This window comes from Cocleimonas sp. KMM 6892 (genome assembly GCF_035798195.1).
Classification (GTDB): Bacteria; Pseudomonadota; Gammaproteobacteria; order Thiotrichales; family Thiotrichaceae; genus Cocleimonas; species Cocleimonas flava.
In genome coordinates, this window is sequence record NZ_JAPFBV010000001.1 from 485,790 (window position 1) to 505,025 (window position 19,236).

Sequence of the window (19,236 nt, forward strand, 5' to 3'; positions counted from 1 at the left end):
AAATGAAGGCACTAAACCTTCATCAAGTCTTCTTCTTTGATAGCAACCACATCATCAATTTCTTTAACGTACTTATCTGTCAATTTTTGAATTTCTTCCTGACCCCTTCTTTCTTCATCTTCAGATATTTCTTTTTCTTTTTCTAACATCTTAAAATCAGAATTTGCGTCACGACGAATATTACGAACAGCAATTTTACCGTTTTCACCTTCACCCTTAACAACTTTAACCAAGTCACGACGACGCTCTTCTGTTAGCTGAGGCATAGGAATACGAATAACAGTACCTGCTGAATTCGGATTCAAACCCAAATCAGAATTCATTATAGCTTTTTCAACAGCCTGTACCATTGGACGCTCCCACGGCGTTACTGTTAATGTACGCGCATCTTCAACACCAATGCTTGCCACCTGACTTAATGGTGTGTCGCTTCCATAATAATCAACCATGATATGCTCAAGAAGACTTGGATGAGCACGACCGGTTCTCACCTTCGCCAGCTCGCCTCTTAAAGAATCAATACTCTTTTTCATTCTTGTTTCAGCATCTTTGATAATGTCATTAATCATGTTCAGTCCCTACTTGTTCTTTTATCTTCTAATATTTACGATATTTTGTTTTATATTTAAACGCTGTTATTCAGGTATTACAAGTGTGCCAGAGACTTTATCTCCATTCACAATCTTATCCAATGCACCTGTTTCAAACATATTAAACACACATAACGGCATTTTATTCTCTCTACATAATACCATTGCGGTGAGATCCATTACACCTAACTCTTTAGCGATTGCTTCATCAAAACCCAGTTGATCATAGCGTTTCGCATCTGGATTCTTCATCGGATCAGAATCGTAGATACCATCAACCTTAGTCGCTTTTAGCAACAAATCAGCTTCAATCTCAATTGCGCGTAAGCTCGCAGCAGTATCCGTAGTGAAATATGGATTACCCGTTCCTGCAGCGAAAATTACCACTTCACCTTCAGATAAAAACTCACGCGCTTTAAGCGCAGAATACTCTTCACCCAGCTGATCTATCTTTAGCGCAGACATAACACGGCAATTTACACCCTGCTTTTTGATTGCATCCTGCATAGCCAGAGCATTCATTACTGTAGCCAGCATTCCCATCTGATCAGCACTTACACGATCTATTCCACCTTGTGCAAGACCTGCGCCTCTAAAAATGTTACCACCGCCGATAACTAACGCTACCTGTGTACCAGATTGCTGCTGTTTCACAACTTCTGTAGCCGTTTGAGCCAGCACATCGGAATCTATTCCGAATTCATATTGACCCATAAGAGCTTCGCCACTCAGCTTTAGTAAGATTCTTTTATAGTTTTGGTTCATAGTAGCTCAGCTCCTTTTAATTTTTGCATAGACTACACAATTATATGAATAGTTACCATGATGTATTTCTGCACAATTTGTGCAAAAAACGCCTGATAAAATTAGTTTAGTATTTAAGACTTATTTATTAACAATCATTTTCGTATTAGAAAAACAGACGACACCAACTAAACAGGGACTCAAACCTTAAAGACTCGACAAAAAAACCCCTAGTCACCCCCCCTACTTTGAGGCACTTTTTCTAATAATTAACCATAATCAGAAAAAAGCTGTTTAAATACATAAATCTTAGGCAAAAAAAAGGAGCGTAAACGCTCCTTTTCCAACTAATGAAACATTAGTTTAGCTTCCTTTCACCTGCGCCATAACTTCTGCCGCAAAATCTTCCTGTTTTTTCTCTATGCCTTCGCCCACTTCGTAGCGAACAAATGCAGTAACTTCTGCGCCGGCAGCTTTTAATAATTGACCAACAGTTTGATCTGGGTCTTTTACAAATGGCTGACCAACTAAAGTTATTTCAGCCAGATACTTACGCATACGACCTTCAACCATCTTCTCGATGATTTCCATTGGCTTACCACTTCCTTCTGCTTGAGCGATAAGAATCTCTTTCTCTTTCTCAAGCGTTTCAGCAGGAACTTCTTTCTCTGAAACACAAACTGGACGACTTGCTGCGATATGCATAGCAACGTCTTTACCAAGCGCTTCGTCACCACCAGTCATTGCTACTGCAACACCGATACGAACACCGTGGCTGTATGCATATACCTGGCCAGCGTCTGAAGTAAGTACTTCAAAACGACGAACTTGCATATTCTCGCCAATTTTAGCAACTAGGTTTGCACGTACTTCTTCAACAGTCTCGCCTGAATCCAATGGCATTGCAGACAATGCTTCAATATCAGCTGGCTTATCAGCAAGTACACGCGCACCAACTGCATTAGAGAAGTTTACAAAATTCTCATCTTTAGCAACAAAATCAGTTTCACAGTTAACTTCTACGATAGAACCTTCTTTACCATCTTCAGATACTGTTATTACAACCGTACCATCAGCAGCAACGCGACCTGCTTTTTTGTCAGCTTTAGCCGCACCTGATTTACGCATCAAGTCGATTGCAGCTTCCATATCGCCACCTGTTTCGGTAAGCATTTTCTTGCACTCCATCATGCCAGCGCCAGTGCGCTCACGGAGTTCTTTAACCATTGTAGCTGTAATAGCCATGTCTATTTCCTCAGAAATTAAATAGGGGAAATGCATTCACTTCTGAAACATTCCCCCTAAAATCTAAATTTAAACGTATTGAATGTTATCGAGGGGCTTAAAGGCCACCCATAAGCTCATCTTGTAAAGTCTTAAGCTCGTCCCACTTGCCGTCAGCAGCTAATTGTGCTTGTTGAGGCCAAGTTTTAGGCTCTTTAGACTTTAATGTAGCTACAGTATCAAGGATCGCTTTAATTGCATCGCGTTCCATACCTGCTAATTGAGCATAAGTAGTAACACCTGCTTCGCCTAGAACTTCAGCAATCTTTGGACCGATTCCTTCAATTTTCTTTAGGTCATCTGCTTCAGCAGCAGCTTTAGGTGCTTCTTCTTTAGCTGGCGCTTCTTCTTTCGCAGCAGCAGGAGCTTCTTTCTTTGTAACTTTTGCAGCAGGAGCAGCTGGCTTATCAGCAGCTTTAGCTTTAGGAGCTGGCGCAGCAGCTGCCATTTCTTCAGCATTAGTTGCAGCAGCTAAATGACCTTCAACAACTGAATCAGCAATAGCAGAAGTGTAAAGCTGGATTGCGCGAATCGCGTCATCATTTCCAGGGATTACATAATCAATGTTAGCAGCAGTATTATTAGTATCAACAACACCGATCACTGGAATTCCAAGTGTCTTTGCTTCTTTAACAGCGATGCTTTCATGACCTACGTCGATAATGAAAAGCGCATCAGGCAATGAACGCATGTCTTTAATTCCACCAAGACCTTTGTTTAACTTCTCGTATTCACGAGAAAGCATTAATGCTTCTTTTTTACCACCGCGATTGATTGTTCCGTCAGCTTCCATCTTTTCGATTTCTTGCATACGACGAACAGATTGCTTAACAGTCTTGTAGTTTGTAAGCATTCCGCCTAACCAACGTTGGTCAACGAAAGGCATTTTACAACGAGTTGCTTCTTCACGAATTGCAGTTTGTGCTGCACGCTTAGTACCAACGAACATTACCTTGCCACCTTTTGCAGCGATATTGCCAGCAAAGTTCAACGCGTCGTTAAATAACGGCAACGTCTTTTCAAGGTTAATGATATGAATTTTATTTCGGTCACCAAAAATATAAGGTGCCATTTTAGGGTTCCAGTAGCGGGTTTGATGTCCGAAATGAACACCAGCTTCCAGCATTTGGCGCATAGTAACTTTAGCCATAATAATATCCTCTTGGGTTAGGCCTCCACATATCCAATATAACAACCTGAAGACTTAAACATTTAAGCCACAAGCACCCTGCTATATCTTGGTGATATGTGTGTGAATTTGAAATAAAAAGGCACTACCCTCGATATTCCATTGAATTTCGCGAAAATCTACTCATAAATCTAGCAAATTCTGCGCGGCGCACTTTATATCATAAACAGATACTTCTCACAACTGTTTCACTCTCATTAAAAAAGTAGCATAATCCGCGTTTACCTCACTTACTAGATTATTACTAAAGGTTATTATGGCAATTCAGATCAAATCACCCGAGCAAATAGAAAAAATGCGTGTTGCCGGTCGTCTCGCGGCTGACGTATTAGATATGATTGGGCCTTACGTTGTACCGGGCGTAACTACTGAAGAGCTAGACAGGATCTGCCATGACTATATCGTTAACGAGCAGCAGGCCATCCCAGCACCTTTAAATTATCATGGCTTTCCAAAATCAATCTGTACGTCTGTCAATTATCAAGTGTGCCATGGAATCCCTAGTGACAAAAAACTAAAGAAAGGCGATATCATTAATATAGATATCACTGTTATAAAAGATGGCTTCCACGGTGATACCAGCAAGATGTTTTATGCAGGAGAACCTAATGTTGCAACCAAACGTCTTTGTGACGTTGCTCAAAAAGCACTTTATATCGGTATCGACATGGTTAGACCAGGTATTAAACTAGGTGACATTGGCCACGCTATCCAAACCTATTCAGAAGCACAGCATTATTCTATCGTGCGCGAATACTGCGGACATGGCATTGGCGAAGTGTTTCATGAAGAACCTCAGGTACTTCACTACGGCAAACCAGACACAGGCGTGACCTTGGAAGAAGGCATGACTTTCACCATCGAACCGATGGTTAACCAAGGTAAGCGTCATATAAAAACACTGCCTGATAACTGGACAGTAATAACCAAAGACCACAAACTATCTGCACAGTGGGAGCACACGCTTAACGTAACATCAGACGGCGTAGAAATACTCACTTTACGTGACGAAGAAAAAAACTGGCGCGATCTTTTACCGCGCTAGTTGAACACCAATAGCCACAAAACGACCGTTCAGACCGTAAAATAGCCCTCAAAGCCGCTATACTTGACTAAAAACCTTATTTGTTATAAGTTAATATTTGAGTGCAATGTATTTTTCAAGAAACCACTTAAATAAATATAGTTTAAGTGCGTAAACCTCATGAAACATTGCTTATGCTTACACCCGTTAGGGGTGTCGTGATGCCTTCAATTAAGTCATTTTAAAAATGATGTTAATGCAAGAACTATGGGGACTGGCATCCAATAATTTCTAATGTAAATTTCCAGAGCGAAATAATCATTCAAACTAACTAAGCCGTTATTTTTATTAATAAATACCATATAACATCAGCTATAGAGTAATACCTGCATTTCAAGCAGGGGGGACAAAATTTGTCATTTTCAGACTTTAATTTAAATAAAGACTTCATAAAATCGATTGAAGAGTCGGGCTATAAATCGCCGACAGAACTTCAGACACAACTGATTCCTTTAGTTGCAGAACGAAAAAGTGCGCTCATCTGGAGCCAATCCGCATCAGGTAAAACAGGTGCTTTCTTGATTCCTGCAATGAATTATATTCTTGAAAATCCAGCTCCTGAAAAACGTGGCGCGCGTGTATTGATTTTAACTTCACGCCGTGACCGCGTAAGCCAAATCAATTACACCATTAAACGTTTGAGCAATGACCTTGTGATGCGCTTTGGCTTCATCGTCAGCGGTCGTCCTTATCAAACGCAAATGCGTCTAATGCGACGTCCTTTAGATATCATGATTGCCACACCAGGTCGTCTGAATGATTTGATGAATAATGGTAAAGCAGACTTTTCTCAACTTGAAATGTTAATCATTGATGATCTATCGAGTATTTATAAGAAAAACCTTCAAGGTCTGGTAGAAAATATACTACAACAAGCTGGTCCAGACTGCTCCTCAATTACCTTTGTAAGAGGCGATGAAGAAATCACCCCTTACGCCACTGGCCTTTTCCCCGACGCGGTTCAAATTACTGTCGATGAGGAAGAAGAAGAGGAAGAACAAGACTCAACGAATGAGGTTGCGCAACAAGCAAAACACCCTCAACAAAAAACCGAAACAAACACTTCAGAAGATAACAACAAGAATACAAATAAAAACGTGAATAATAATACTAATACAAACAACAACACTGAAAACGTCAAAAAAGTAGACATAAAATCCGTCATGCCGCAAAAAGTCCATATTGCAGACGACTACACGCATAAAATTGCGATGATGGATTATCTCATGGACGAATTTTCAGGTGAGTCGACGCTGATATACACAGCAACCAATAAAGCGGCTAAAACCTTACAAGAAAATTTAGCAAATCATGGACATACTGCCGAGTTAATCAATGAACTCAATGCAGAAGAGTTCGATGAGTGCGACATCCTGATTTATAGTGATCAGGACAATAACTCATTCAGCAATGAAGAACTTCAAACTGCAGACACTAACATCATCAATTTTGACCTGCCACACAAGACTGAGAACTACCTGAAAAGGCTAGAACATCACAATCAAGACAGAGAAAAACCAACATTACTGATTATTGATGGTTACAACTTTAACGAATTAAAACATCTTGAAAAGACCTTCGGTGAAAAGCTTCCGCAAGCGAACATCCCGGGATTGGAACCGCTAAAACCATTTGTAAATTTGAGCAAACCAAAGCCAAAAGCGAAAGCAAATAATCGACCAAACCAGCCTAAAAGAAATCAAAACGGCAAAAAGAACATCAAGGCTAAAAACCCAAAGAATAATACGAGACGTGCTAAGCCAGGCGCAAAACCAAAAACCAATAACAATAACAATAACAGCAACAACAATACGCAAAAGGCCGCAGATGGCGCATCACGCCGCCAACACAAAGGTCCATTTGGCAGATTAAATGGTGGAACGCACAGAAAGAACAACGGTAAAAAAGTGGGTGTTAGCAGAGTCGGCACCGATGCACCTAAAGATAGTGGTAGAGGCTGGCAATCCGACTTTGCAGAACCAAAGGAAAGATCAGCCGACAAAGACAAGCCAGCTGTAGCTATTCGCTATAGTAAAAAACGCTCATTGAGCGTTAAGAGACCAAAAGAAATCGAATCACCTGATCCCGATTAAGCTTAAAGCTCTAAACAACTATTAAACATCATTAAAAAAGCCCCCTATAGTAGGGGGGTGACTTTTAAAGGTTTCGAGTCATCCACAGATCGACTTTGCCCCACAACCATTCTTTAAATCGCTGTATTTTCGAGCGATTAACCCAGAGTTTATAGTGAATTTCTTCGCAGTTCTGGAAGTCGTCTTCCAGAACTTTACGTGCAATCTCTGCACTTTGCTTACTGCGAACTTCCAGATTAGCCTCCAGATTCCAGCGAAAATTCCAGCGATCCACATTTGAAGAACCGATCGTATACCAATCATCGACTAACACCATTTTAGTATGCGTAAAACGCCCCTGGTATTCGTAAATTCGCACTCCAAAGCGTAACAATCTCGCATAATATCGTCTGCTAGCGTAACGCACAGATGGATGATCCGTAATAGGTCCCGGCAGCAATAAACGCACGTCATTGCCTCTTAGTGCAGCACGTCGCAGTGCTTTCCTGACTTTTCTCGAAGGGATAAAATAGGCGGAAGCAAACCAGACGCGGCTCTGGCATTTATTCATGCGGTTAAGTAGCACACGTTTAATTTCTAACTTTTCACCACCGCTGGTGTAGGACAAACGTCCCAGAATGTCATTATCAATCGAGGCTGGTTCTATTGCTGCCGGGACAGGCTGGCCCGACCATTGACTAAACATATCGAGAAACAAGGTATGCCAATCAGAAATCACCTTTCCTTTAATATCTACAACGGTTTCACGCCAGGCGTTATCGCCATAAAAATGATCTGTAATGCCTGCGCCACCGACAAACACACTCTCGCCATCGATAATCAGATACTTTCGATGGGTCCGTTTTAAATTGTTTTTTAGTCCCTTGAGCGTTTTGAAACTGAGCGGGTTATAAAAAGCCAACTGCACACCAGAAGATGTAAGTCGCTCTCTATCCTTCGAAGATAATGCCTTTGCGCCATAACCATCAACAAGCAACTGTACACAGACGCCTCTCAGTGCCGCGTTAGAAAAAGCGTTGATGAATTTATTTGCCACTTCCCCTGATTCAAATAAATACATCTCCATCAACACATAGTTTTCTGCCTTTTCTATGGCTTTCAACATAGCAGGAAAAAACTGCTCACCATCGATGAGAAATTCAATAGAATGTCCTTCACGCCATGGAAAAGTCTCTTGTGAGTGCTTGTGCTTCATTAACTTAAGCTGACATATTCATGAATAAATGCTCTGATTTTAACCTGTATTGAATGCGACTCAAATAGATACCTATTGAATAACTGTAGTCCAACCCAACTATAGTTTAAAAGCCAATAACAATTTAAGCGCATTCTAGAAAATAACCTTAACAGACTGGCCAACTTTTTGGATAACAGTGTTTACGCACTACACGGTAACAATTTCATGTTCGATTTGATTAGAAAATTTAAAGAAGAATTTATCCTGCGAAAACATTTAGTAGATGATGCTTTGTGGCTTAAGACAATCAATAAAATTCAAGTATTAAAATCATTAAAGCCTAGAGAACTCGCACGATTAAAAAGGCTCAGCAGTCTATTTATTTACGAAAAAACCTTCACAGGCATTCGTGGATTTGTCGTCGATGATGAAAAAAAACTGATGATCGCGGCACAGGCCTGTCTTCCAATTCTAAACCTCAATATGAGCTATTACGAAGGCTGGATAGAAGTTGTCGTCTACCCTGATAACTTTGTGGTGTATCGAAACGTCACCGATAATTTTGGGCTAGTTCACGAAACCAGTTCAGCGTTAAGTGGCGAAGCCTGGTCTAAAGGCCCAGTAATACTGGCATGGACCGACGTTGAACGCGATAGCTTACATAATCACCCCGGGCATAATGTTGTGATTCATGAATTCACGCACAAACTCGATATGCTCAATGGGCGCGCCAATGGTATGCCACCGTTGCACCCGAAAATGCACCGCAAGCAATGGACCGATTCACTCAGTCACGCTTACGATATTTTGTTGAATCAAATAGAAAATTTCGAGCCCACAACAATCAACGAATATGCTGCGACCAACCCCGCTGAGTTTTTTGCCGTGATCAGTGAATACTTTTTTACAGCACCCGAAATTCTCTTTGAATATTGTGCTGAGGTTTACAAACAGTTAGTGCTGTTTTATAAGCAGGATTATTTAAAATTAGATAAGTACTAAAAAAGTGCCTATAAGTGGCGGGGTGGCTATATCCATAGCTCATCCTACAGCAATAATTACGGATTAATCAGTCAGTTTTTTAATCTCATCAAGTAGGCATTTCAACTGCAACGGCTTTTCGGTATTCACCGTAACAGCAGACTCAAGCTCCTCGTCATTCAACGGTTTCCATTGAGCTATTTGATGCTCAAGCACCGCAAGATCAGCATCAGACACATCATTTTTTCTCGCAATAATTCGCTCCCGCAACACATCATGAGAAGCAGTGACTTCGACAATAACAAATGACACCCCCCTACTTTGGGCCAGTTTTTTAAAAGGTTCTCTTTGCTGTTGCTTTAAAAATGCGGCATCGACCAAAACGGTATTGCCAGCATTTATGATTGTCGATGCTAGCTCAAGAAGCTTTTCATAAGTTTGTTCAGATGATTCAGACGTGTAAATGCCTTCATCAACAGCATTCGACGTTTTCGCTGTAACATCAAGAGATACATCAAACATGCGCTTGCGCTCGATATCGGAACGTATTCTTATCGCGCCAGTGTTCTCCAGAATTTGCTGGGATACCGTACTTTTACCCGATGCAGATAAACCCCGCATAATGATTAATGCAGGAGATCGTTCTTTGGCATAGCGTAAAGCCAACGCGATGTAAGAATCAAACTCTGCCAGCGCTGTGTTTTTCGAATCATCCGTTATTTGCTGAATACGTAAGGCATCGACTTTAGCCCGCACCATCGCACGATAACTGAGATAAAAAGGCAGGATTGAAAGCCCTTCGTAGTCGCCTGTAATTTCCAGATACGCATTTAAAAAACGATACGCCAGCTGATCTTGCTTGCGGTCTTGTAAATCCATAATCAAAAAAGCGATTTCGCTGATAACATCAATCCAACGCAAGTTTTCGTTGAACTCTATACAATCAAAAGCCAATGCTTTGTCATTCAACCACACTAGATTGCGTAAGTGCATGTCACCATGACATTCTTTGATGAAACCATCGCGTTTACGCTGGGAGAAAACCGGTTGTAACCGGGCAAATTCAGATTCACTCCATTTTTTTAACGCACTCAACTTTTCGTCATAAGCAGATACTTTCAACGCTTCGCTAATGTGCTCAAAATTTTCTTTGACTGGTTGGGAAATTTTTTCAGGCTCACCATAATCCGTGTGAGTGCCTGCTGCCGCTGTATTTTGATGAAACGCTGCAACCATCTGCGCAATGCTATCGATGTGCTTATTCCCGAGTTTTCCTGCGTGAAGCATATTATCGAGTTGTGCCGATTGTGGAAATTGGCGCATTTTCACCGCGTATTCAAACGTATTATTGTCATTTGAAAGCACAGGAGATTCAGGAGTGCCTGAAATAGTAACAACATCCAGGTAAATATCAGGGGCTAATCTGCGATTGAGGCTTAATTCCTGCTCACAGTATTTCTTTCTTTTCTCCAAGGTAGAAAAATCCAGAAAACCAAAATTCACCGGTTTCTTAATTTTATAGGCATAGTCACCGGTTAACACAACCCAAGAGATATGGGTTTCAATTAACTCAATGTTTTTAACAGGATGATCATAAACATCAGGATTCAACAGCTTCTTAATGTTAAAACTCATTTTCAGAACCTTTAAGTATTTTCACCAGTTAAGTGCAGAATTTTCTTTAATTCTCTTGCTAATAAACCCGTCAAAGAGACCTGATTCGTTGGATGTTTGATGCTGTTACAACTCCAGATATTTAGTACCCCCTGATCTTTAAGCACTTCGGTCGAGCCTTCCATGAATAAAGCATGCGTAACCAAAACCGAAATAGAAGCAGGTTGATAACGTTGAAGTTGTTTTGCCGCCTGAATCAGAGTTTGACCGGAACTTGCCACATCATCAACCAGAACCATATTCCGCCCTTGATAATCACCATCGGGCAAATTGATCTCCACGTTTTTGTCACCACGGCGTACTTTAGTGGCGACACTGCTATCCATTTTATTCGGTAAAGCAATCGCCTCGACCCATTGCCGTGATTCTCCATCAGGGCCAAGCAAAAAGGGCTTATCAACATGATGTTTTAGAAATTCTCCCATGGGCTCAGTTGCGGTTAAATTAATCGCATATTCAACCGGGATGGCTTCAGACAGTTTACTGATGCGATGCAAATGTGAATCTACGGTAATCACGCCCTCAAAGCTTTCTGACAATAGTTTGCCAATCACTTTCTGACTGACGACCTCACCCGGATTAAACGCTATGTCCTGGCGCATATAAGCCAGATAAGGAGCTACCAGTATAATCTTCTTAATCCCGAGTTGCCTTGCGCCTTGTGCCGCCATAATTAGCTCCAAGAGTTTATTATTGGGGTGATCGAGACTGCGATATATGACTATCTGAGTTGTAGATTTCAACGCTCCTGCTGGCAAAGTGATTTTGCTTTCACCATCAGGAAAGACATGGATATCAATGTCCGCATACGAAATTCCTGTGAGTTTCGCCAACTCTTGGGCTTGTCGTTTTGACTCAGGAAAGCCTAACAATAAATACGTTGAGGACGATGTCATGTCTGGCCCGATGTCTGACTCGAAGAGTCGATTCGATAACCATTATTCTTATCGCTAGAGTCTTTGGCAAAATTAAAGTCGGCATTAATTTCAGCGTAGATAGTATATAAAGGATCGCCCTGGCTAACTTGATCGCCTATTTTTTTATGCAAATCAACGCCCGCTCCTTTATCCATTGGCGAGCCTGCTAATCTTGCTATCTTCGCCATTTGTAAATTATCTATCGCCTCTACAGCTCCACTCTCCAGCGCTGTCACGGTATGTTTTAATTTTCCCAGCAAAGCCGGCTCAGTATTTTCACCCTGTGCTTTGATAATCGATTGCATTTTATCCAGCGCACGCCCTGATTCGAGTATATTGCAGGCCAGTTTATAGCCTTCACCGCCTCTAACATCAGGATCAAACTCCAGTATACGACCTGCTAATTGCAATGACTTTTCGCGTAAATCACGAGGCGCTTCAGGATCATTCTGCAATATTTGCATCACATCGCGAACCTCGAGCACGGGTCCAATTCCTTTACCTACAGGCTGTTTGCCATCAGTGATCACCACATCTATTTCAAGCCCCATTCGGTCACCGACATATTCAAACATTTTACGAAGTTTTAAGGCATGAGATTGTGACTTCACTTTTGCACTGGGGCCGATAGGAATATCGATGAGTAAATGGGTTGAGCCAGCAGCAACCTTTTTCGACAAAATAGACGCGATCATTTGGCTCGAAGAATCCAGCGAAAGCGGACGCGACACAGAGATAAAAAAGTCATCAGCAGGTGCGAGTTTAGCGGTGCCGCCCCATGCGATAAATGCGCGCTGGTGGCGTAAAATCGAATGCAGTTTATCCAGCGGTAAATCTACATTAGCCAACACCTCCATCGTATCGGCTGTTCCTGCGGGTGATGTAATTGCACGGCTTGATGTCTTTGGCATCAACATTCCATGCGCAGCAATAATGGGAGTGACAATCATGGTGGTGCGATTTCCGGGAATGCCGCCAATACAATGCTTATCAACAACCAGAGACTCTTCCCAATCGAGCGTTTCACCTGTGGCAACCATAGCCTGCGTTAAATAGAGAATTTCTTCGCGCTCCAAACCTGATTCTGCCGTTCCCACTAAAAATGCGGCAATCTCAATTTTAGAATAACGATTCGCTACGATGTCTTTACAAATATTCAAATACTCATCGGCGCTTAAACTATTACCCGCGATTTTACTGTGTACCGCAAGAATAGAAGCAGGAGGTGTCGCGTGATTGATGCTGACAGACTCACCTTCGGTTACGCCAAACTGGCGAAAAGTACGTTCGCACAATCCTAACTCGTCAGGCGCAACAATATTTTCATCATCTACGATATTTAGTACCGCAATGACTGGGGCTCTTCCATCGCCATCCCAAATCTCGATTTTATTCAGCGCCTGAAAACCTTCCGTGTGATAAAGGGGACAATTACGATGCAGATACGCGACATTTTCCTTGTAGGTATCGATGGCAATTTTACGTAATTTTAAAGTGGTCATATTGAGTCCATAAGTAGCTGAAAAACCAGTTTATTGCATAAATAATAGAGGATAAATCTTACAATTTATTTTTAACCCACCCCCCACCTTTGGCGCTTTTTTTTTAAACCAATTTTTCAGCCATCTGTTGTATTTCCATTATTTTCGTTTCGGTTAATTCCTGATCTGGTTTACTTGCTGCCATACCTGTAAATAAAACCCCTACAGGTTTAGCGCCCACCGTTTCTGCTGATTTTTTTAGTTGCCCAATCGTTCCGAAAAACCACCGCCCTATAAAGCCGGGAGCCGCACTCGAAGACACTAAAATGGCTTTCTTTTTTGGGTGAATCTTAGCTTTTCGAAACAGAGGAAACTTCTCACCCCACGGCCAATAACCATAAACGACCAATCTTTCCATGAAGCGTTTGTATAACGCGGTAACAGAGCCAAAATTCGTCGGTGAAGCAAAAATGTAAGCATCTGCGCTTTCTATTTTTTCTACCAGCTCATTTAAGCCATCATCGATGACACATTTGCCAGGCTTCTCTCCGGCTTGTTGCGTGCACTCTCGGCAATTTAGGCAGAAGTCAATGGGATGATCACGCAGATGGATATGCTCCACTTCAACGCCCCGATTCAAGAGCGTTTGAATGAGTATATCTACCGCTTTATCAGTTACACCATCATCCCGATAAGAACCATTCACTGCTAATACTTTAGTCATGATGTTATTCCTATTTTCGACAATAGTTGAAGGTAAACCTGTCTAATGAAAGCTAAAGCTCATACTCCTGACCGCGCTTACCTATACGCACTTCTGTATCTTCTAAAAGCCCTGCAAATACTTCCATCGCATCCACTTCACCATGCACGAGATAGGTGATTTGAGGTTTATTGATCGATTTGTGCCACGCGAGTAACTCACCTTGTCCGGCATGCGCTGAGAAACCACCGATAGTATAAATTTGTGCATTGACTGCGATTTCTTCACCAAAAATTGAAACGGTTTTAGCACCATCAACAATTCGACGCGCCAGTGTTCCTCTGGCAGCAAATCCTACAAAGATAACACTGCATTCTTTTCGCCAGATATTCTTTTTCAGATGGTGACGCACTCGTCCACCGGTACACATGCCAGAACCTGCGAGAATCAGCGCGCCGCTATGAATATTATTCAACGCCATTGAATCTGATGCCTCATGAGAAAAATGCAGCGATGGAAAATCAAACGGATCATGGCCGCTGGCAAATAACTTTTTGGTTTCGTTGTCATAGCATTCAGGATGACGTGCAAAAATATTGGTTGCTGTAATAGCCATCGGTGAATCAAGAAATACCTGCAATCCTCTGGGTAGCTGTTTTTCTTTCCAGCCTTCGTGCAGGTAATACAAAAGCTCTTGCGCTCTTTCTAGCGCAAAGGTTGGAACGATGATATTTCCACCACGTGATACGGTTTTATTAATCGCTTCAAAAAACTCATCAATAGACGGCTCAAGTTCTTTATGCGCCCTATCACCATAAGTCGTTTCCATAACCACAACATCAGCGTGTGGCGGGGTGTCAGGGTCTCGAAGAATAGCTCTACCGTTGGTACCCAAATCACCAGAGAATAATACGGTGCGTTTACGACCTTCCTCTTCCAGTTCCAGAAAAATACAGGCTGAACCGAGAATATGTCCGGCATCGATAAAGGTCGCTTTGATGCCTTTTGCTACTTGAATGGGCTTGTTATAGCTTGCTCTACGACCGAAGTAATTTAGCGCATAAAGTGCATCTTCTGTTGTGTACAAAGGCTCAATCAGTGCTTTAACATGTCTCTTACGCTTCAGTTTACGATTTTTTCGGCGTACGTCTTCTTCATTTAGATGAGCAGAATCCAGCATTACGACACGAGCTAATTCCTGAGTCGCCATGGTCGTAATTATTTCCCCTTCAAACCCCTGCTTAGCGAGTAATGGGATACGACCACAATGATCCAGATGTGCATGAGTCAATAAAAGGTAGTCGATAGCGGCAGGATCAAAGCCGAAAGGTTTGGCATTATCTTCCTCAACCTCTCTGGAACCCTGAAACAAACCGCAGTCTATTAGTAGCTTTTTGCCCGCTACTTGAATAAGGTGACAAGAACCTGTCACACCTTCTGCCGCACCGTGAAAACTTATCTTCATCGACTTGATTCCTTGTGTTTTTGTTTTATAGATATTTAGGCAAGTGTTCCCTAATTTCTTCAGGCTCCATCATGGTTAGGTCTTTATCGAGTTCTAGCGAAACGACGTTCTCAACGTTTTTACTGAGTTCTTTACGCAGTAGACCTAGAAACCGAGGGGCTGCTATTAAATGCAATTTACCAAACGCTTTCGTGCGTAGGCTTTCATCTAAATAATCGCTGATTTCTTTTGCAAACTGAACGGCATATTGTTCTTTATGAACAGAGTTTTCCTCGAAAGCATGTTTGTTCTGACCTGAACCGCTAACGCCCCTGCCGGGCTTATCAGTCACTAAATCTTGCTCTAATAAGTTCGCTTCTGATGAGGTCATTGTCTGAATTTCTACAATCGGATCTACCGGTTTTTCTGCAGCAAAAATTCTAGCCTTTGCTTCATCTGCAACTACAATCCATATCTTGGACATATCAATACTCCTAGTTAGGTTTATGACGAGTCTTTTATAGAATGACTTGTTTATGATACTGACATAAGTGCTCACTAAGCGTCTTGATATCCATCAGTATTCGTCCTGATAAATCCTTCAAATAATCATCTGAGTTTCCCTCAAACAAGTACCCTATTTCACCAAGACAACCGGACATAACAGCTGATGCAGCAGCTTAACAAGAGGCTCTTGCTCCTGATCCAAGGCAAAATCTCTAGGTGCGATTAACATCTTGATTGGCTTTTTACGTAATGTACTCGCGATATGCTGTTTCGATATTGGCTCCACTATTACTGCAATATCCGCATGATTTTTTAATAGTGTGTTTAACTGATTTCTCTGAAATTCTTCGGCAGAAAAATCATCAGCAAGCAGCAAAATCTGTACAGATGACTTATCTTTTTTGGCGATTTTCAACGCAATCTTTAATGCATTTTCTGATGCTACCGACCCATTAAAAAGGGCTATAAGTGGGGGGGTGACCTTTGTGCAAAATTTAAATGCTTCAAACGATGTATCTTTTAACTGATAACCGCCAATAAACAGAATATCGGATGAATGAATATTCTCTTTAATCCAGTTATCTTTTTCACCGCGAATAACAACAAACGAGTATTTGATGTTTTTCTGCGCAGCCACTTTCTCCAGTTCTTTCTTTTGATGACGCGCATGAGCACGCATTGTCCGATGAATACTTTCGCTATTTATATGCCTTTCTTCCGCAGACCAGAGTGACACTTCACAAGATAGGGATAAATCTGCAGCGCGAATCAGATCCTCTTCTTCAATCAACAATCCCTGTAATTGGACGTTTAAATTTTTCGCTAACGATGCTGCCGATAACAGTGATTCAATCTGATTCTTCTGGTTCTCTAACAGGATTTTCACCCCAGTATCTGGACTGTTCTGTATATTTTGATTAACGCTTTTTTCAGACATCACAACGACCTAGCTTTTATCTGTCATGGCGTATTTACCGTGCAGTTGATGCAGCTCTTCCAGACGCTTCATTACCAGATGATTTATCGTGCCCCTGCGGTAATTGCCTTTGCGATTGGCAACGCCCACTTTCTTTCCCATAAGCAATTCAAGCGCATCATTAACGTCATCAATCGTGTGTACGTGAAACTGTTTTTTCTTTACGGCTACAACGACATCATGCCTTAACATCAAGTGCTTTAGATTAGCACGAGGAATAATCACCCCCTGATGTCCGGTCAGACCTCTGGCATTACAAATATCGAAAAAGCCTTCGATTTTATGATTAACACCACCAATTGCCTGTGCTGCACCATGCTGATTAATGGAGCCTGTCACCGCAAAGCTTTGATTGATAGGCAGTCCAGATAAGGCTGAAATCAGCGCGCAAAACTCAGCAATGGATGCGCTATCGCCATCAACACCACCATAGTTTTGTTCAAAAACCAGTGTGGCAGAGAGCGAAAGAGGTCGATCTTTGGCATAACGATTCGCCAGACACGACGATAAAATCATCACCCCTTTGGAATGAATCGGTCCGCCTAGTTTAATTTCACGCTCGATATCCAATACATTGCCATGGCCCAATCGTGCCGTTGCCGTTATCCGTGACGGTTGACCAAAACTGTCTTCGCCCAATTGATAGACTGATAAGCCATTGATTTGACCAACGCATTCGCCTTCGGTATCGATGAGAATGATGTCGCGTAAAATTTGCTCTCTAACTTGTTCCTGAATCTGATCGGCTCGACGAATACGTGAATCAATCGCGCTTTGTACATGAGTTACTTCGACTTCATCTTTACCATTTTTGCCTGCCCAGTAATCTGATTCAACAATCAAATCTTTGAGCTTTCCCCGATGCAAAGAGAGCTTTTCAGCATCGCCCGTTTCCCTGGAGCAATGCTCAATAATTCTGGCAACACCCTCGCGTTTTATTGGGCGTGTTTTTTCTATGTTGGTAACGATAGAGATAATCTGCGCCAGTTGATTGACGGAATCGGCATCTCGATCAAACGATTCTGAAAAATCAGCGGTCGCTTTGAACAACTCATTGAATTCTGGATCGTAGGTTTTTAATAAATAGTAAAGATACCGATCCCCGACCAATACGACTTTGACGTTTAAAGGAATCGCTTCTGGCTCTAGAGTCACCGTGCTTACGGTACTGAGCATTCTTTCCAGCGATTGCATACGGATTTCTTTGGCGTATAAGGTCCGTTTTAAACCGTCCCATGCGAATGGATTCATTAAAAGATTCTGCATATCAAGAATCAAATAACCACCGTTGGCTTTGTGTAATGCTCCGGGTTTGATCAACGTAAAATCAGTAATCAAAGCGCCATCTTGTGCGATGTGTTCTATCCTGCCGATGAGATTGTTATAGGTAGGATTATTCTCGTATACGATGGGCGTACCCTGGAGCTCGGCATTATTAACCAGCACATTGATTTCATAACGCCTAAGTTCTGCCGATGGTGGTGCCCCCTGCCCTTCAAGTAAGCCTGGGTTCGAGTTTACCGGCAGAAAAAACTGCATATTCTGCACGATATCTTTACTGACAATATCAAGATATTTCTTAACTTCAGGTGTTTTCGAATACTTATCCATTAACGCTTTCAGAAAGGGTTTAACGGATGATTTAGCAAAGCTGGTATTGAGCTCTTTGAATTGCTCTCTGGTTTCTTTTTCCCAAACAGGTACTTCCATCACCAGATCTTTTAGTTTTTCCTTTATCTCGTCTATTTTTTCCTGTTTTGTGTTTTGCTCAATCTCATCCAGTTTTTTGAAATCTTCCTGAGACATTGGCTTGCCGTCACTAACAGGGACAATGGTATAGCCGGTCGGCGTATTGATCATGGTGATGCCTTCTGCATCAGCTTCTTCGGCAAGTTCTGCAAACGCTTTTTCTCTGCGCTCTTCGAAGGCACTTTCTATTTCTTGTATACGAGTGCGGTACTCGTCATTCTCGTAAGCAGCTGGCACTGCCAGTAATAAATCACTCACTAACTGCGCCATGTCGGTGCGCAACTTGGAGCCAACTCCCGCTGGCAACTCCAGCGCTATTGGCTTGTAAAACTCTTCGTAATTGTCGACATAGCACCAGTCCGATGGAGGACTCTCATCTTTGGTATGCTGTTCCAACACTTTTTGCATAACCGCATGCTTACCCAGCCCCTTGGAGCCAGCCAGATAAATATTGTAGTTTTCACGGCGCATGCCAACGCCAAATTCAATTGCCTCTAACGCGCGTGATTGGCCTATGGCACCGTATTTTGAGTGATCGATTTCAGCAGTCGTGTCATATTTTATGTCTGCCGGATTCGTTACTCTATAAAGTTCTTCGGGCTTTAGTTTGATACTACTCATCTTACCCTCGTCTCATTTTTAT

16 protein-coding genes and 1 pseudogene are annotated in these 19,236 nt (G+C 41.9%); 3 read left to right on the forward strand and 14 right to left on the reverse strand.

Features of this window, described 5'->3' with window-relative positions; genetic code table 11:
• Positions 1-11 precede the first annotated feature (11 nt).
• The 5 genes and pseudogenes from frr to rpsB form a co-directional block, all read right to left on the reverse strand.
• Entirely contained in the window at positions 12-569 is a 558-nt protein-coding gene (gene frr / locus OO007_RS02200) for a ribosome recycling factor (protein ID WP_131904397.1), read from the reverse strand.
• Between the two features lie 66 nt (positions 570-635).
• The gene (gene pyrH / locus OO007_RS02205) at positions 636-1,355 is read right to left on the reverse strand and encodes a UMP kinase (protein WP_131904398.1); all 720 of its coding nucleotides are present in this window, start codon (positions 1,353-1,355) and stop codon (positions 636-638) included.
• A gap of 342 nt (positions 1,356-1,697) precedes the next feature.
• The gene (gene tsf / locus OO007_RS02210; protein ID WP_131904399.1) at positions 1,698-2,579 is read right to left on the reverse strand and encodes a translation elongation factor Ts; all 882 of its coding nucleotides are present in this window, start codon (positions 2,577-2,579) and stop codon (positions 1,698-1,700) included.
• 97 nt (positions 2,580-2,676) lie between these two features.
• Positions 2,677-3,066 (reverse strand): helix-hairpin-helix domain-containing protein, encoded by a 390-nt coding sequence (locus OO007_RS02215; protein WP_279388031.1) that lies wholly within the window; start codon positions 3,064-3,066, stop codon positions 2,677-2,679.
• Positions 3,049-3,768, reverse strand: a pseudogene (gene rpsB, locus OO007_RS02220) (30S ribosomal protein S2); the annotation flags it as partial. The gene OO007_RS02215 and the pseudogene rpsB, both read right to left, overlap by 18 nt.
• 295 nt (positions 3,769-4,063) lie before the next feature.
• Between rpsB and map the strand changes: the two are divergent.
• A complete protein-coding gene (map, locus tag OO007_RS02225; protein WP_131904401.1) occupies positions 4,064-4,852 on the forward strand; it encodes a type I methionyl aminopeptidase in 789 nt (262 codons plus the stop codon).
• Positions 4,853-5,244: 392 nt separating this feature from the next.
• Positions 5,245-6,984 (forward strand): DEAD/DEAH box helicase, encoded by a 1,740-nt coding sequence (locus tag OO007_RS02230; RefSeq protein ID WP_325807569.1) that lies wholly within the window; start codon positions 5,245-5,247, stop codon positions 6,982-6,984.
• 64 nt (positions 6,985-7,048) lie between these two features.
• Here the strand turns inward: OO007_RS02230 and OO007_RS02235 are convergent, their stop codons facing one another.
• Positions 7,049-8,179 carry a phospholipase D-like domain-containing protein gene (locus OO007_RS02235; protein WP_325807570.1) on the reverse strand — a complete coding sequence of 377 codons (1,131 nt, stop codon included), beginning with the start codon at positions 8,177-8,179 and terminating at the stop codon, positions 7,049-7,051.
• A gap of 207 nt (positions 8,180-8,386) precedes the next feature.
• Between OO007_RS02235 and OO007_RS02240 the strand changes: the two genes are divergently transcribed.
• Complete coding sequence (locus OO007_RS02240; protein ID WP_325807571.1) at positions 8,387-9,163, forward strand: zinc-dependent peptidase; 777 nt, start codon at positions 8,387-8,389, stop codon at positions 9,161-9,163.
• A gap of 63 nt (positions 9,164-9,226) precedes the next feature.
• Here OO007_RS02240 and OO007_RS02245 read toward each other — a convergent pair whose 3' ends face one another.
• The 8 genes from OO007_RS02245 to OO007_RS02280 all read right to left on the reverse strand — a co-directional run bounded on the left by OO007_RS02245 (position 9,227) and on the right by OO007_RS02280 (position 19,214).
• Positions 9,227-10,777 (reverse strand): bifunctional aminoglycoside phosphotransferase/ATP-binding protein, encoded by a 1,551-nt coding sequence (locus tag OO007_RS02245; RefSeq protein WP_325807572.1) that lies wholly within the window; start codon positions 10,775-10,777, stop codon positions 9,227-9,229.
• 11 nt (positions 10,778-10,788) lie between these two features.
• A complete protein-coding gene (locus OO007_RS02250) occupies positions 10,789-11,712 on the reverse strand; it encodes a ribose-phosphate diphosphokinase (protein WP_325807573.1) in 924 nt (307 codons plus the stop codon).
• Positions 11,709-13,235 carry a thymidine phosphorylase family protein gene (locus tag OO007_RS02255; protein ID WP_325807574.1) on the reverse strand — a complete coding sequence of 509 codons (1,527 nt, stop codon included), beginning with the start codon at positions 13,233-13,235 and terminating at the stop codon, positions 11,709-11,711. Before OO007_RS02255 ends, OO007_RS02250 begins: the two co-directional genes overlap by 4 nt.
• Before the next feature lie 103 nt (positions 13,236-13,338).
• Positions 13,339-13,938, reverse strand: coding sequence for a flavodoxin family protein (locus OO007_RS02260; protein WP_325807575.1), 600 nt, complete (start codon positions 13,936-13,938; stop codon positions 13,339-13,341).
• Positions 13,939-13,990: 52 nt separating this feature from the next.
• On the reverse strand, positions 13,991-15,382 hold the full coding sequence (locus tag OO007_RS02265; protein ID WP_325807576.1) for an MBL fold metallo-hydrolase: 1,392 nt from the start codon (positions 15,380-15,382) through the stop codon (positions 13,991-13,993).
• 25 nt (positions 15,383-15,407) lie between these two features.
• Positions 15,408-15,845, reverse strand: coding sequence for a host attachment protein (locus OO007_RS02270; RefSeq protein ID WP_325807577.1), 438 nt, complete (start codon positions 15,843-15,845; stop codon positions 15,408-15,410).
• A gap of 153 nt (positions 15,846-15,998) precedes the next feature.
• The gene (locus OO007_RS02275) at positions 15,999-16,805 is read right to left on the reverse strand and encodes a hypothetical protein (protein WP_325807578.1); all 807 of its coding nucleotides are present in this window, start codon (positions 16,803-16,805) and stop codon (positions 15,999-16,001) included.
• A gap of 9 nt (positions 16,806-16,814) precedes the next feature.
• Entirely contained in the window at positions 16,815-19,214 is a 2,400-nt protein-coding gene (locus tag OO007_RS02280) for an ATP-binding protein (RefSeq protein ID WP_325807579.1), read from the reverse strand.
• Positions 19,215-19,236: the final 22 nt, after the last annotated feature.